Source organism: Microbacterium timonense, assembly GCF_900292075.1.
Classification (GTDB): domain Bacteria; phylum Actinomycetota; class Actinomycetes; order Actinomycetales; family Microbacteriaceae; genus Microbacterium; species Microbacterium timonense.
Genome location: NZ_OLMV01000002.1, coordinates 554,357 through 567,396, shown reverse-complemented (window position 1 = coordinate 567,396; position 13,040 = coordinate 554,357). Strand labels below are relative to the sequence as shown.

The window sequence follows — 13,040 nt, the reverse complement described above, 5'->3', positions numbered from 1 at the left end:
CCCGAAACGCGTCTGGAGGTCGTTGAAGCGCGATCGAGGCCGCCGCTTTGACGCGACGGCCCACGGCGGCCCCGTCCTCGGGCGCCGAACACGTAGGTCACAGGAGCGGCGCGACCGAGGCGTAGCCGTCGGGGTCGATCTCGGGCGCCGGCCCGCCGAAGACGCGGGTCGTGCCCGGTGCCGTCGACCACGCCGGCCAGCCGGGCTCCCCCCGGGTGATGAAGCGCGCAGCCGCACCGTGCGTCTGGTCGGCGAGGGACTGGGGCGGATGCGGCCCGGTCAGCGCCTCCACCTGCAGCGAGTCCAGGCAGTCGAACCAGAACGGCACGTCGATGCAGTGCACGGCGGCATCGTGCACCATGCCCGGCTGAGTGGAGCGGAACGCGTACCGGTAGACCCATGTCGGCGCGACCCCGCGCGCGTTCGCGATCCGCACGACGGCGGTGCGGAACACATGGTCGGTGATGTACCGCCCGAGGACCGCCGCGTGGCCGCGGGCGACGACGTCGGCGTTCGCGGCGAGGTAGGCCTTGCGGCGCTCGCCGCCGAGTCCGGATGCCCCCAGCAGCACACCCAGCGGAATCCAGCGGAGCGTGTGCGCCTGGTCGGCCACGATCATCGAGAATTCGTCCTCGGTCGCGCCCAGCACGAGTGGCTTGTCGCTGCCGATGCCGGCGGCGATCGCCTCCACGGTCGGTCGCGTGAGCAGGTCGCCGTCGATCGACGGGCCGAGGGTGAGGCCCTCCTGCAGCAGCTTCGTGGCGCCCTCCGGACCGGAGACCTGGGTCGCCGCCTTCTGCGCGTCGATGAGACGCTCCTCGGTCACCGTCGACAGGGCCGCGCGGGTGGGAGCCGCGCCGACGCGGGAGGCGATGTCGCTCCCCAGCGCCTCCGCACGCTCGGCCGGCACGTCGGCGAGGGCGCCGGACAGCGCCCACACGGAGTGGAACAGGTGCTGTGCCGCCGGCATCCCGAGCAGCGTCAGCACGGCGCCACCGCCCGCCGACTGGCCGGCGATCGTGACCCGGGCGGGGTCGCCGCCGAAATGCGCGATGTTGTCCTGCACCCACTGCAGGGCCAGCAGCCAGTCCCGGACGCCACGGTTGGACGGGGCGTCCTCGATCCACCCGAAGCCGTCGAATCCGAGCCGGTACGAGATGCTGACCGTCACGATGCCGTCGCGGTTGAATGCACGACCGTCGTACCAGGGGCTCGCCGGGGAGCCCGACACGTAACCGCCGCCGTGGATCCAGACCAGGACCGGCAGCGCGGCATCCTGACCGGGAGCCGGCGTGAAGACGTTCACGTTGAGCGTCGACTCGCCGGGGATCGACGGCTCGGGGATCAGGGTGATGCCCTGGTCGCCCCGCTGGGTCGTGGCGCCGAATGTCAGCGCGTCGCGCACTCCCTCCCACGGCTCGGCGGGCACCGGCGCCGCGAAGCGCAGGTCGCCCACGGGCGGCTGGGCGAACGGGATGCCGAGGAACGCGGCCGAGCCGCCCGCACCCGGTTCGCCGCGCCAGAAGCCGCGCACACGCCCTGTCGTCGTGTCGGCCTCCGCGTAGGCCACCGTTGTGGCGCGCGCCTGCGCGCGTCCGGTCGCTTCGGCCGACGCGCCGGCCGCGGGCGGGGGAGTGGTCGTCATCGTTCCTCCGGGGTGAGCAGATCGAACAGCGCACCCACGGTGGCGGCCATGTCGACGTGCGGTTCGAGCATCCACTGCACCTGCATGCCGTCGGCGACGGCCTGGAAGATCCGCGCGAGCGTTTCGGGGTCGACGCGGTCGGTGATCTGACCGGCCGCCTGCTGGGCGGCGATGGTGGAGGCGAAGAAGTCGCGAAGGCTTTCGCCGCGCTCGAGGAAGAACCGGTGAGCCGGGTGCGCGGGGTCGGCCGCATCGACCGACAATCGGGCGAACAGGTGCACCAGACCCGGCACGTCCGCGTTGTGCGTGATGATCCCGAGATAGCCGGTACGGATGTCGGGGAGCGGGGCGTCCGCCACCGGATCCGCCCTGCTCTCCACCGGCTGCATCCCGTAGGCCGCAGTGTCGAGCTCGTCGCGCTTGCGGAGGATCTCGGTGAAGAGCTCCTCCTTGCTGTCGAAGTAGTGGAGGAGCCCGGCCTGACTGAGGCCCACGGCATCCGCGAGCTCCCTCACCGAGGCGCCGCGATAGCCCTCGCGGGCGATGACGTCGAGCGCGCGCGTGAGGATCTCCTCCCGCTTCGCGACGCCCTTCGCGTAGGAGCCCCGTCGCCCCGTGCCGCTGTCTGCCATGAGGCAAGTAAACCCGAGCAGCGCGCGATCTCTCAAAACCATGTGAGATGCGGTTTTTGCGCCGGCGGGAAGGCGCGCGTCGCCCGGCCGTACCGCACGGTTCCCGGGTCGTTCACCTGCTGTTCGCCGCGCGCTGTGAAGCTCCACGCATCCACCCGATGCCGGTCTGGGGACCGGCGAGACCGCGAGGAATCCTCCGTGCCCATGCATCGTCGCGCCCTCGGCGCCGCCCTGGCCGCCATCGTCGGCGTCGCTCCCCTTACCGTCGTCGCAGCCGCCCCGGCCGCAGCCGCTGCCGCCCCGGGCGACGTCGTGATCAACGAGGTCAACTCCGACCCGGCCGACTGGTTCGAACTGGCCAACCTGACGGATGCCGACGTGGACCTTGCCGGGCTCTGGTACGTCGACAGCGACACCGCCGACGGGGGCCACTGGGTGCCGCTGACAGGGACCGTGCCCGCCGGCGGCGTGCTCGCCGTCGACTCGACCGTCGGACTGGGCAAGGGCGACAGCGTGTCGGTGTACCAGGGTGACAAGGCGGCCTTCGACGCCGGCACCGCTACGCTCGTCGACACGGTCACGTGGCCCGCGGGTGCGCATGCGTCGTCGTGGGGGCGGTGCCCCGACACCAGCGGCGACTTCCGCGCGACGCCGCCGACGAAGGGCGTCACGAACGACTGCACGGTGACAGTGCCGCCCGCGCTCGACCCGAACTGGGACGACATCGAGATCAACGAGATCTCCTCGCTCAACGACGATGACGAGGGCAACCCCGGGTTCGGTGACGCGATCGAACTGGTCAACACCGGCACCAGCGAGGTGAGCATCGAGGGCTGGTACCAGACCGACAGCGGCGCGGCCACCGGTGCCTCACCGCTGACACTCGCAGACCTCCGAGTGTGGGATGGCGACTCGTTGGAGCCGGCCGGCTCCTGGGTGATCCCGGCGGGCGGCTACGTCGCGTTCTCGTCCAAGAAGGGGCTGTCGGGCGAGGGGGACGCCGTCAAGATCTTCGGTCCGGGTGCGGATGCCGCCGCCCGCACGCTCGTCGACGAGCAGGCGTACGGCGATGGAGCGGCCGGGGTGTCCGACACGTTCGCGTCGAAGGCGCAGTCGTCCGCCGCATGCCCTGACGGATCCGACGACTTCTGGTCGGTGACCGAGAACAGCTTCGGCCGCGACAACAGCGAGTCCTGCCAGTCCAGGTTCCGGCCGCTGGAGACCGCAGTCGTCCTCAACGAGGTCTCGAACGTCGCCGGCAAGGCCGAGCTGCTCAACACCGGCACGGAGCCCGTGGACATCTCGGGCTGGCAGCTTCTGGACTCCGCGAACGCTGTCGTGCACACCGTCCCGGCAGACACCTCGATCGCCGCCGGCGGGTTCTACGTCGCCGCCGACATCACCGGGCTGGACAGCGTGGACTCGCTCACCATCCGGCGGGCAGGCGACGGTGCGACCGTCGTCGGACACACGTGGTTCGAAGACGGCCACGCCTCCTACAGCCGGTGCGAGCTGTTCGGCAGCGTGTCGTACGTCGAGACGCCCAGCGCCACCTGGGGCGCAGCCAACGCCTGCCCGGCGCTGGCCACCGAGACCTGGCCGGGCGCGAGCGCGGTGTCCGTCGTCGACGCCGTCGACGCGTTCACCGACCTCGACGCCAACGACGAGGGCGATGTGTCGGGCGCGGCCTTCGACCCCAGCGACCCCCGCATCCTGTGGCTCGCGATGAACAAGGGCCGCCTCTTCAAGATGCACAAGGTCGGCGACCTCTACGAGGCCTTCCCCGGGTGGGAGGGGGGCATCCCGGTGCGCTTCGCCGACGGCGGTGGCGAACTCGACGCCGAGGGCGTGACCGTCGGCCCGGACGGTGCCGTCTACCTGACGTCGGAGCGCGACAACGCCCGCGCGAAGGACGTCTCGTACAACAAGATCGCGCGCTTCGACGTGGACGCGGTGACGGCAGGGACCACCGAGCTCGTCGCCACGCACGAGTGGGACGTCAACGGATTCGTCCAGACGGGGACGAACCTCGGTCTCGAGGGCATCACGTACGTGCCCGACGCGTTCCTCGTCGAATCGGGGTGGAAGGTGGGCGGGGCGCCGTACACCTCGTCCGCCTACCCCACGCCCGGGCTCTTCGTGACGGCGGTGGAGGGCACGGGAGCGCTGCACTTCTTCTCCCTCGCCGTCGGCGCCGCGCCGGTGGAGGTCAAGGTCGAGGCGTCGGGCTTCCCGTGGTCGATGGACGTCGCGTACGACCCGGATCGCGGAGCCCTGTGGGCGCTGTGCGACGACGGCTGCGGCGGCGCCTACAATCTGCTGACCGTCGTCGACGGCGACTTCCAGGTCGAGCACTCCTATGCGCGACCGGCGGGGATGCCGAACCTCAACAACGAGGGCATGGCCATCGCCCCGGCATCCACCTGTGTCGACGGCTCGCAGGAGGTCGTGTGGACCGACGACGGCGACACCGACGGGCACTCCCTCCGCGCCGGCACGCTGCCGTGCGTGTCGACCGGTGGCCCGGGAGGACCCGGGGAGCCGACGCCCACCCCGACGCCGACCGACCCGGGCACCGCGACCCCTGGTCCCGTCGCGGCGGACGAGCTGACCGACGCCTCCCGCGGGACGGTCGATGCACCTGCGTCGGCCGCCCGGGGCCAGACGATCACGGTGTACGTCGGCACCCGCTACGCCGGGGAGACGGTCTGGGTGTGGCTGCACTCCGCACCGGTCTCGCTCGGGGCTCATGTCGTCACGGCCGCCGGCACGGTGACCGTCACCATCCCGGTGGGCGCCGCGCTCGGGGCGCACAGCCTCGCCGTACTGGATGCCGACGGCAACCTCATCGGCTGGGACGGGATCACCGTGACAGCGGCGCTCGCCGCCACCGGTGCGGACGGCGCGACGCTCTTGACGGCATCCGCGTTCGCTGCACTGCTCATCGCCGCGGGTGCTGTCGCAGTGGCCGGGCGCCGGCGCAGGGCGCGGGGCTGACACGCCGGCGCCCCGCTCCCAAGGGGACGGGGCGCCGGAACCGCGTCAGGAGCGGAGGAAGGCGAGCAGCGCCTCGTTCACCTCGGCGCCGTGCGTCCACAGCAGGCCATGCGGCGCGCCCTCGAGCTCGACGTAGGTGGCGTCCGGCAGCAGCTCGCGGAACCGGCGGGCGGTCACGTCGATCGGCAGGATGTTGTCCGCCGTGCCGTGGAGGATGAGCGCCGGCACGTCGACCGCCGGAATGTCGCGGCGGAAGTCCGTCGGCCAGGTCAGGGGTGCTGCGGCGATGGCGGTGTTGCCGGCCTGGTTGGCGATCTGCACGCTGGCGTCCAGCGCCTCCTGCGAGATGCGCGTGCCGAGGTTGTCGTCGAGGTTGTAGAAGTCCTTGAAGAAACCGGCGATGAACGCGTAGCGATCGTCCAGAGCGGACTGGGCGATGCCGTCGAAGAACTCCTGCGGCCCGGCGCCGCCGGGGTTGTCGTCCGTCTGGAGCAGGAACGGCTCGAGCGACCCGAGGAACGCCACGCGAGCGATCCGGCCGCTGCCGTAGCGAGAGAGGTAGCGCGCGATCTCGCCCGTGCCCATCGAGAATCCCACGAGCACCGCGTCGCGCAGGTCGAGGTCTTCGATCAGCGCGTGCAGGTCGGCCGCGAACGTGTCGTAGTCGTAGCCGGAGCCGGCCTTGCTCGACGCGCCGAAGCCGCGGCGGTCGTAGGCGATGACGCGGTATCCGGCACCCAGCAGCGCCGCCTGCTGCTTGCCCCACGACTCGCCGTTGAGCGGAAAGCCGTGGATCAGCACGACGGGCTGCGCGTCGGCCGGGCCCTGGTCGGTGTAGTAGAGGTCGACGTCCGCCGAGTTCTCGGTTCCGACGGTGATGTATGCCACGATCGCTCCTTCCGGTCCGGGACGCGGATGTCCCGGCCACAGGTTCGACGCTAGGGCGCGGCATCCGTCCCCGCCAGTGCCGTGCCTCGGCGCGTCACACGCCCGCACCGCCCCGCTCGCCTCGCGCGTGTTCAATCCTGTTCACTTGCGCTGAATGTACGCCCCAACGGCGTTCGAGCGTACATTCAGCGCAAGTGAACGCGGGGCCGGGGCGGGAAGGGGGAACGAGCGCCCCGACGGGCGACGGCGGACGCGACCGGGGGGTCAGTCGCGGGCGGCGCCGGCGGAGGGCGTCACCGTGAAGATCGTCGGGGCGGCGAAGCCGGATGCCGCGAAGGCGGCGGTTGCGGCATCCCGCACCGCGTCCACCCGGTCGCGGGCGACGAGCGCGATGGCGGCGCCGCCGAAGCCGCCGCCGGTCATGCGCGCACCCACGGCCCCCGCCGAAAGGGCCGCGTCGACGGCGGTGTCGAGCTCGGGCACCGAGATCTCGAAGTCGTCGCGCATCGACGCGTGCGAGGCGACGAGAAGGTCGCCGATCGCCGTCGGTCCCTGCTCGCGGAGCGTGCGGACGGTGTCGAGGACCCGCTGGTCCTCCGTGACCACGTGCCGCACGCGGCGGAATGTCACGTCGTCGACGAGCTGGGCGAGACGGGGCAGGTCGTCGGGAGTGACATCCCGCAGTGCTGGCACCCCGAGCGCGGCCGCCCCCCGCTCGCACGCCGCCCGGCGCTCGCCGTAGCCGCCGGTCGCGTGCGAGTGCTTCACCCCGGTGTCGATCACCACGAGCTCGAGACCGGCAGCCGCGAAGCCGAGGTCGACGACCTGCGCCTCGAGCGAACGGCAGTCGAGGAAGATGGCGGCGTCGGCGCGGCCCCGCAGCGACGCCATCTGGTCCATGATGCCGGTGGGGGCGCCGACGGCCTCGTTCTCGGCGCGGCGGCCGACCCGTGCCAGTGCGGCGCGGTCGAGGTCTACGCCCCACGTCTCGGCGAGTGCCACCGCGGTCGCGGCCTCGATCGCCGCAGACGACGACAGCCCCGCGCCCACGGGCACGTCGGACGCGAACGCGAGATCGACACCGGCGACCGACCCCGGGTCGATCGCCGCGGCCTCCAGCAGCGCCCAGGCGACGCCGAGCGGATACCGCGCCCACTCCGGGATCTCGTCCCGCCGTGCAGGGAAGAGCGCGTGCAGCTCGGCGAGGCCGGCCTCGACGGGAGCCGCGTCGGACTCGGCGGCTCCGGGGAACCCCGTCGCGACACGGATGCGGTGGTCGGCGCGCGGCGCGAGCGCCACGTGCGTGCGGTGCTGGATGGCGAACGGCAGCACGAATCCGTCGTTGTAGTCAGTGTGCTCCCCGATGAGGTTGACGCGGCCGGGCGCCGACCAGGTGCCGGTCGCCTCGGTGCCGAAGCGTTCCCTGAACAGGGCGCGCGCGGCGCCGGCGGTGCGGGTGTCGGTGGCGGTCACAGGGTCTCCTCGGGGATGGATGCGACGGCCTCGCGCAGCCTCGCGGCGGCCGTCTCGGGCGGGATGTCGCCGATCCAAGCGCCCATGGCGGCCTCGGATCCGGCGAGGAACTTGAGCTTGTCGGCGGCCCGTCGGGGCGACGTCAGCTGCAGGTGCAGCCGCGCGGTGTCGCGGCCGCGGTGCACGGGCGCCTGATGCCACGCCGCGATGTACGGCGTCGGCGTCTCGTACAGCGCGTCCACACCACGCAGCAGCCGCAGGTAGAGCGGGGCGAGCTCGTCGCGCTCGGCGTCGGTCGTCTCGGCGAAGTCGGCGACGTGACGGTGCGGCAGCAAGTGCACCTCGACGGGCCAGCGTGCCGCGAACGGCACGAAGGCCGTCCAGTGCTCGCCCTCGAGGATGACGCGCTCGCCGGCGCGCTCGAAGGCGAGGATCCGCTCGAACAGGTCAGGTCCTTCACGGTCGATCGACGCGAGCAGGCCGGCCGTGCGGGGCGTGATGTACGGGTAGGCGTAGATCTGTCCGTGCGGGTGGGGGAGCGTCACCCCGATCGCCTCGCCACGGTTCTCGAAGGGGAACACCTGCTCCACGCCGGGAAGCTCCGAGAGGGCGGCCGTGCGATCGGCCCAGGCCTCGATGACCGTGCGCGCCCGCGTGGGCGTCAGGGTGCCGAACGATCCGGAGTGCTCGGGGCTGAAGCACACGACCTCGCATCGCCCGACACTGGTGCGGGTGCGGCCCAGCCCGGGAGCGACGAGGTCCTCCAGGTCGCGCGGAGCGTCGGCCCCCGCGGGAGCGTCCCCGTGAGCGGATGCCAGGGCCGGCCCGAACGAGGGGGACTTGTTCTCGAACACCGCGACGTCGTAGCGGGACGGGATCTCCGACGGGTTGGTCGACGTCTGCGGCGCCAGCGGGTCGAGCTCGGCAGGCGGCAGGAACGCGCGGTTCTGGCGGGCGGCGGCGATGGAGACCCAGTCGCCGGTCAGCACATCGCGCCGCATCGTCGCCGTCTCGGGCCGGGGCGCCAGCTCCCGTGCGTCGATGGCGCGGTCGGGGCCGAGGGTGGTGCCGGGGTCGTCGTAGTAGATGAGCTCGCGGCCGTCGGCCAGCCGTGTCGCGCGCTTGACGACGCCGGCGCCGAGGTTCTGAGGTGCGTCGGCGGCGGCATCCGTCCCGAACTCCGGAATGTTCACGTAAACACGGTACGGGATCGGCTATGTTAGCGTCAACACGGACCACCGATGCGGAGTTCGTGCACGCCAGGACGGCGTACAGACGGATGCCGCAGCCGCCGAGCGGTCGGACATCCGGGTGGACGGGGGTGAGCGGTGAACGCCAGGCGGGTGTCGATGGCCGACGTCGCGGCGCGCGCCGGAGTGTCGGGGCAGACCGTCTCACGCGTCGTCAACGCCAGCCCGCGCGTCGATCCCGAGACACGCCGGCGCGTGGAGGCCGCCATGGCCGCGCTCGGCTACCGCCCGCACCGCGCCGCCCGGGCGCTGCGGACGGGTCGCACGCAGACCGTCGGGCTCGTGGTGTCGACGCTCGCGTCGGTGGGCAACTCCCGCATGCTGCAGGCGGTGGCAGACGCCGCCGCAGCCCGCGGCTACGCACTCACGGTCGTCACCCTCGGCGCCGACGGCGAGGCGACCACGGCGTTCGAACGCCTCGCCGAGCAGGGGGTGGACGGCGCGATCGTGCTGAACGAGGCGACCGAGCGTGTGCGTCAGGCGGACCTTCCGGCCGCGGGACTGCGCCTCGTGGTCGTCGACTCCCCGCGCGATGACCGCTTCAGCGTCGTCGAGACCGACCACGCCGGCGGGGCGCGGCTGGCGGTGGAGCACCTTCTGACGTCCGGTCATTCCACGGTCCACCACCTCGCAGGCCCCGCCCGATCCTTCGCCGCCGCGGAGCGGGAGCGCGGGTGGCGCGACGCCTTGGCGGGCGCCGGGGCGCCGGCGCCCGCGGTGGTGCGCGGCGACTGGACGTCGGGCTCGGGGTTCGCCGCGGCATCCGCTCTCATCGACGACGGGGCCACCGCCGTCTTCGCGGCGAACGACCAGATGGCGCTGGGACTGCTGCGTGCACTGGCGGAGGCCGGCCGCGACGTGCCGGGCGAGGTGAGCGTGGTCGGCTTCGACGACCTCGCGGATGCCGCGGACTACCGTCCTCCGCTCACCACGGTGCACCAGGACTTCGATGCGCTGGGCGCCCGTGCCGTGGCCGTGCTCATCGACGGCATCGAGGCCGGCGGCGCGGCGACGTTCGAGACCGTGTCCACCCGCCTCGTCGTGCGGGCGAGCACGTCACCCGTCGCCCGCTGAGCCGAGACGCCGGCGCTGGGCCTTGCAGCCGTGAGCCGGTGCCGCCGCCCGCTGAGCCGGTGCGGCCGCGTGCCGCACCGGCCGCGACAGCGCTGCGGACGAGGCGGCGGGGCGGCGGGACTCAGCCGGCGGCCCGGCGGGCCTCCCAGCCGGAGCGGACCATCTCGTCCACCGTGTAGCGGTTCTTCCAGTCCAGGTCGCGCGCGGCCAGCTCGCCGGTGGCGACGATGCGATCCGGGTCGCCGGCGCGGCGCGGGGCGATCTCGGGCGTGAAGTCGATGCCGGTCACGCGCGCCATCGCGTCCATGATCTCGCGCACGCTGAGCCCGTTCTGGGAGCCGAGGTTGTACGCCGGCTCGATGGGCTCGCCGGCCAGCAGTCGCTGAGCGGCCGCGACGTGCGCGGCGGCGATGTCGGCGACGTGCACGTAGTCGCGCACGTTCGTCCCGTCGGGGGTGTCGTAGTCGTCGCCGTTGATCCTCGGCGTGCGCCCCTCCAGGAGCGCCTCGAACACGAGCGGGAACAGGTTGTGCGGACTGGTGTCGTAGACGGCGGGGTCGCCCGAGCCCACCACGTTGAAGTAGCGCAGTGCGGTGTAGCGGAGCGGGTGGTCCGATGAGGCGGTGGCGACCGCCTGGTCGCGGATCAGCCATTCGCCGATGAGCTTGGACTCGCCGTACGGAGACGCCGGGCGCTTGGGGAGGTCCTCGGTCACGAGTGGGACGTCGGGGGTGCCGTAGACGGCGGCCGACGAGGAGAAGACCAGGTTCGCGACCTCAGCCGCCTGCATCGCCTCCAGCAGTGCGCGTGTTCCCTCGACGTTCTGCGCGTACGTGTGCAGTGGGCGCTGCACGGAGACGCCGGCGTACTTGAACCCGGCCAGGTGGATCACACCGACGACGCCGTGCTCGCGCAGGGTTGCTTCGACGAGCTCGCGGTCGAGGATCGAGCCCTGCACCAGCGGCACGCCGTCGGGCACGAACCCGGCATGGCCGCTGGACAGGTCGTCGATCACGATGGGAGCGAGGCCCGCGCCGGCGAGCGCGCGGACGATGTGGGCGCCGATGTAGCCGGCGCCTCCGGTCACGAGCCAGGTCATGTCACTCCGGGGGTCGAGGGCGTGCGCCGAGCGGCGCGCGTACCATTCTGCCCGCTCCGGCCGGCCTCCTCAGACGCGCGCCGCCCACCGCGCGGCACGCTGCAGCAGGGCGACGAGCTCGGGCGAGTCGTAGGCGCGCTCGTCGTGGCCGAGCGATGACACGACCGCGCGCGTCGGCTCTTCACGCACCCACACGGCGGGATGTCGCACGCCGTCCACCTCGTGCACCGCGAGCACGCGGACGTCATCGTCGACAGCCAGGTCGCTGTAGCGCTCGTCGAAGACGTCGAATCCGGACGACCCGGCGGTGATCGGGTGGCCGGGGTCGACCACGGGCACGCGAACCTCGGCGATCGGCGGGTGCCACGAGCGTCCGGGCTCCCAGGCGCCGCCGATGGCTTCGCGCCACGCGGGGTGGTCGCGCAGCGTGGCGAGGGCCGCGTGCACCGCGAGGATGCCGATCCCGCGGGCGATCGCCGAACGCAGCCCCGCGTCGGCGTCGGCGTCGCGGCGGTGCTCGAGCGGCGTGTCGCCGTCGCGCCACGGGTCGCCGGCGTTCACCACGAGGAGGTCGACGCCGTCGAGGCGGGCCAGCGCGTGGTCGACGTCGTCGTCGACCGTCACCTCCCAGCCGTCGGCGCGCAGCGCCCCGGCGATGCGGCGCGACGTCGCGGGGAACGGATGCCACGGGTCGGCGTAGCGTCCAGTCCCGCTGGCGATCACGGCCCGGGGTGGTGCGGACGGTGCGTGCGCGCGATCCATGGTTACCATGATCCGCAGGATAGCGCTTTCCGCACGGTCAACGCGGCCCGCCCCGCTTCCCCCGACGAGCCGCAGCCCCACCCCGAGGAGAATGAACGCATGGCCCCCACCGTCGTGATCGCCCCCGACTCCTTCAAAGGCACCATCGGGGCGGCGGCGGCGGCGGCAGCGCTCGCCGACGGATGGCGGAAGGCGCGACCCGGCGACGAGGTACGCCTGCGGCCGATGGCCGACGGAGGTGAGGGCACCGTCGACGCCTTCGCCGCCGCGGTGCCCGGTGCGCGCCGCATGCCGATCCGGGTCACCGGCCCCGAAGGGGCGCAGGTGGAGGCATCCTGGCTGCTCCTGCCCGACGGCACGGGCGTCGTGGAGTTGGCCGGCACGAGCGGCATCGAACTCCTGGGCACGCCGCCGCGGCTGCGCCCCCTCGATGCGGACACGCGCGGCTTCGGCGAGGCGATCGCCGCGGCGCTGGACCATGGCGTCTCGCGGCTGGTGCTCGGCATCGGGTCCAGCTCCTCGACGGACGGCGGCACGGGCATGCTCACCGCCCTCGGAGCCCTCTTCGCCGACGACGCCGGCCGGCCCGTCCGTGCCGGCGGCCGCGGACTGGCCGACATCGCCTCGGCCGACCTCTCCGGCCTTGCGACCCTTCCGCCCGGCGGGGCCACGGTGCTCACCGACGTCACCAATCCGCTTCTCGGCAGTCGCGGCGCGGCGGCCGTCTTCGGCCCGCAGAAGGGCGCGACGGCGGCAGACATCGCGGCCCTCGATGCCGGGCTCGCCCGGCTGGCGGCGGTCGTCGGAGCGGATCCGGATGCCGCGGGGGCGGGTGCTGCGGGCGGCACGGGGTTTGCACTGCTGGCGTGGGGTGCGACGCTCGTTCCCGGCTCCGCAGCCGTAGCGGAGCTCGTCGGACTGCCCTCCGCCCTCGCCGATGCCGCCATCGTCGTCACGGGGGAGGGGTCGTTCGACGGGCAGTCGGCCGCCGGCAAAGTCCCCGCTCATGTCTCGGCGCTCGCCACCGCCCTCGGGGTGCCGGTGGCGCTCGTCGCCGGGCGGGTCGCGCCGGATGCCGATGTGTCGACGTTCGCGGCGACCGCCGCGCTCACCGAGCTCGCCGGGTCGGCCGCGGCAGCGATGGCCGATGCCGCGCGCTGGCTGCAAGAGGCGGGCGCGCAGCTGGCGCAGACGGTTCACGACCGCTGAGCATCGCTCGA

At 73.0% G+C, this 13,040-nt stretch carries 10 protein-coding genes; 3 read left to right on the top strand and 7 right to left on the bottom strand.

Annotated elements, in window-relative coordinates; translation table 11 throughout:
* Positions 1–97: 97 nt before the first annotated feature.
* Entirely contained in the window at positions 98–1,645 is a 1,548-nt protein-coding gene (locus C9992_RS08465; protein WP_106815127.1) for a carboxylesterase/lipase family protein, read from the bottom strand.
* Positions 1,642–2,277 (bottom strand): TetR/AcrR family transcriptional regulator, encoded by a 636-nt coding sequence (locus C9992_RS08460; RefSeq protein WP_106815126.1) that lies wholly within the window; start codon positions 2,275–2,277, stop codon positions 1,642–1,644. The genes C9992_RS08465 and C9992_RS08460 overlap by 4 nt, the downstream gene beginning before the upstream one ends.
* A gap of 204 nt (positions 2,278–2,481) precedes the next feature.
* Here C9992_RS08460 and C9992_RS08455 point away from each other — a divergent pair, with 204 nt between their 5' ends.
* On the top strand, positions 2,482–5,274 hold the full coding sequence (locus tag C9992_RS08455) for a lamin tail domain-containing protein (protein ID WP_235008155.1): 2,793 nt from the start codon (positions 2,482–2,484) through the stop codon (positions 5,272–5,274).
* Positions 5,275–5,319: 45 nt separating this feature from the next.
* Here C9992_RS08455 and C9992_RS08450 read toward each other — a convergent pair whose 3' ends face one another.
* The 3 genes from C9992_RS08450 to galT all read right to left on the bottom strand — a co-directional run bounded on the left by C9992_RS08450 (position 5,320) and on the right by galT (position 8,828).
* A complete protein-coding gene (locus C9992_RS08450) occupies positions 5,320–6,162 on the bottom strand; it encodes an alpha/beta fold hydrolase (RefSeq protein ID WP_106815124.1) in 843 nt (280 codons plus the stop codon).
* Between the two features lie 264 nt (positions 6,163–6,426).
* Entirely contained in the window at positions 6,427–7,635 is a 1,209-nt protein-coding gene (gene galK, locus C9992_RS08445; RefSeq protein WP_200826266.1) for a galactokinase, read from the bottom strand.
* Positions 7,632–8,828, bottom strand: a complete 1,197-nt coding sequence (galT, locus tag C9992_RS08440; protein ID WP_106815123.1) for a galactose-1-phosphate uridylyltransferase — start codon at positions 8,826–8,828, stop codon at positions 7,632–7,634. The genes galK and galT overlap by 4 nt, the downstream gene beginning before the upstream one ends.
* 156 nt (positions 8,829–8,984) lie before the next feature.
* Here galT and C9992_RS08435 point away from each other — a divergent pair, with 156 nt between their 5' ends.
* Positions 8,985–9,959, top strand: coding sequence for a LacI family DNA-binding transcriptional regulator (locus C9992_RS08435; RefSeq protein ID WP_106815122.1), 975 nt, complete (start codon positions 8,985–8,987; stop codon positions 9,957–9,959).
* A 121-nt stretch (positions 9,960–10,080) separates the two neighbouring features.
* On the opposite strand, the gene galE is transcribed toward C9992_RS08435, so the two are convergent.
* A complete protein-coding gene (galE, locus tag C9992_RS08430; protein ID WP_106815121.1) occupies positions 10,081–11,058 on the bottom strand; it encodes a UDP-glucose 4-epimerase GalE in 978 nt (325 codons plus the stop codon).
* A gap of 69 nt (positions 11,059–11,127) precedes the next feature.
* A complete protein-coding gene (locus C9992_RS08425) occupies positions 11,128–11,829 on the bottom strand; it encodes a ThuA domain-containing protein (RefSeq protein ID WP_235008124.1) in 702 nt (233 codons plus the stop codon).
* Positions 11,830–11,919: 90 nt separating this feature from the next.
* Here C9992_RS08425 and C9992_RS08420 point away from each other — a divergent pair, with 90 nt between their 5' ends.
* Positions 11,920–13,029: a glycerate kinase gene (locus C9992_RS08420; RefSeq protein WP_106815119.1), complete on the top strand. Its 1,110-nt coding sequence runs from the start codon at positions 11,920–11,922 to the stop codon at positions 13,027–13,029.
* Positions 13,030–13,040: the final 11 nt, after the last annotated feature.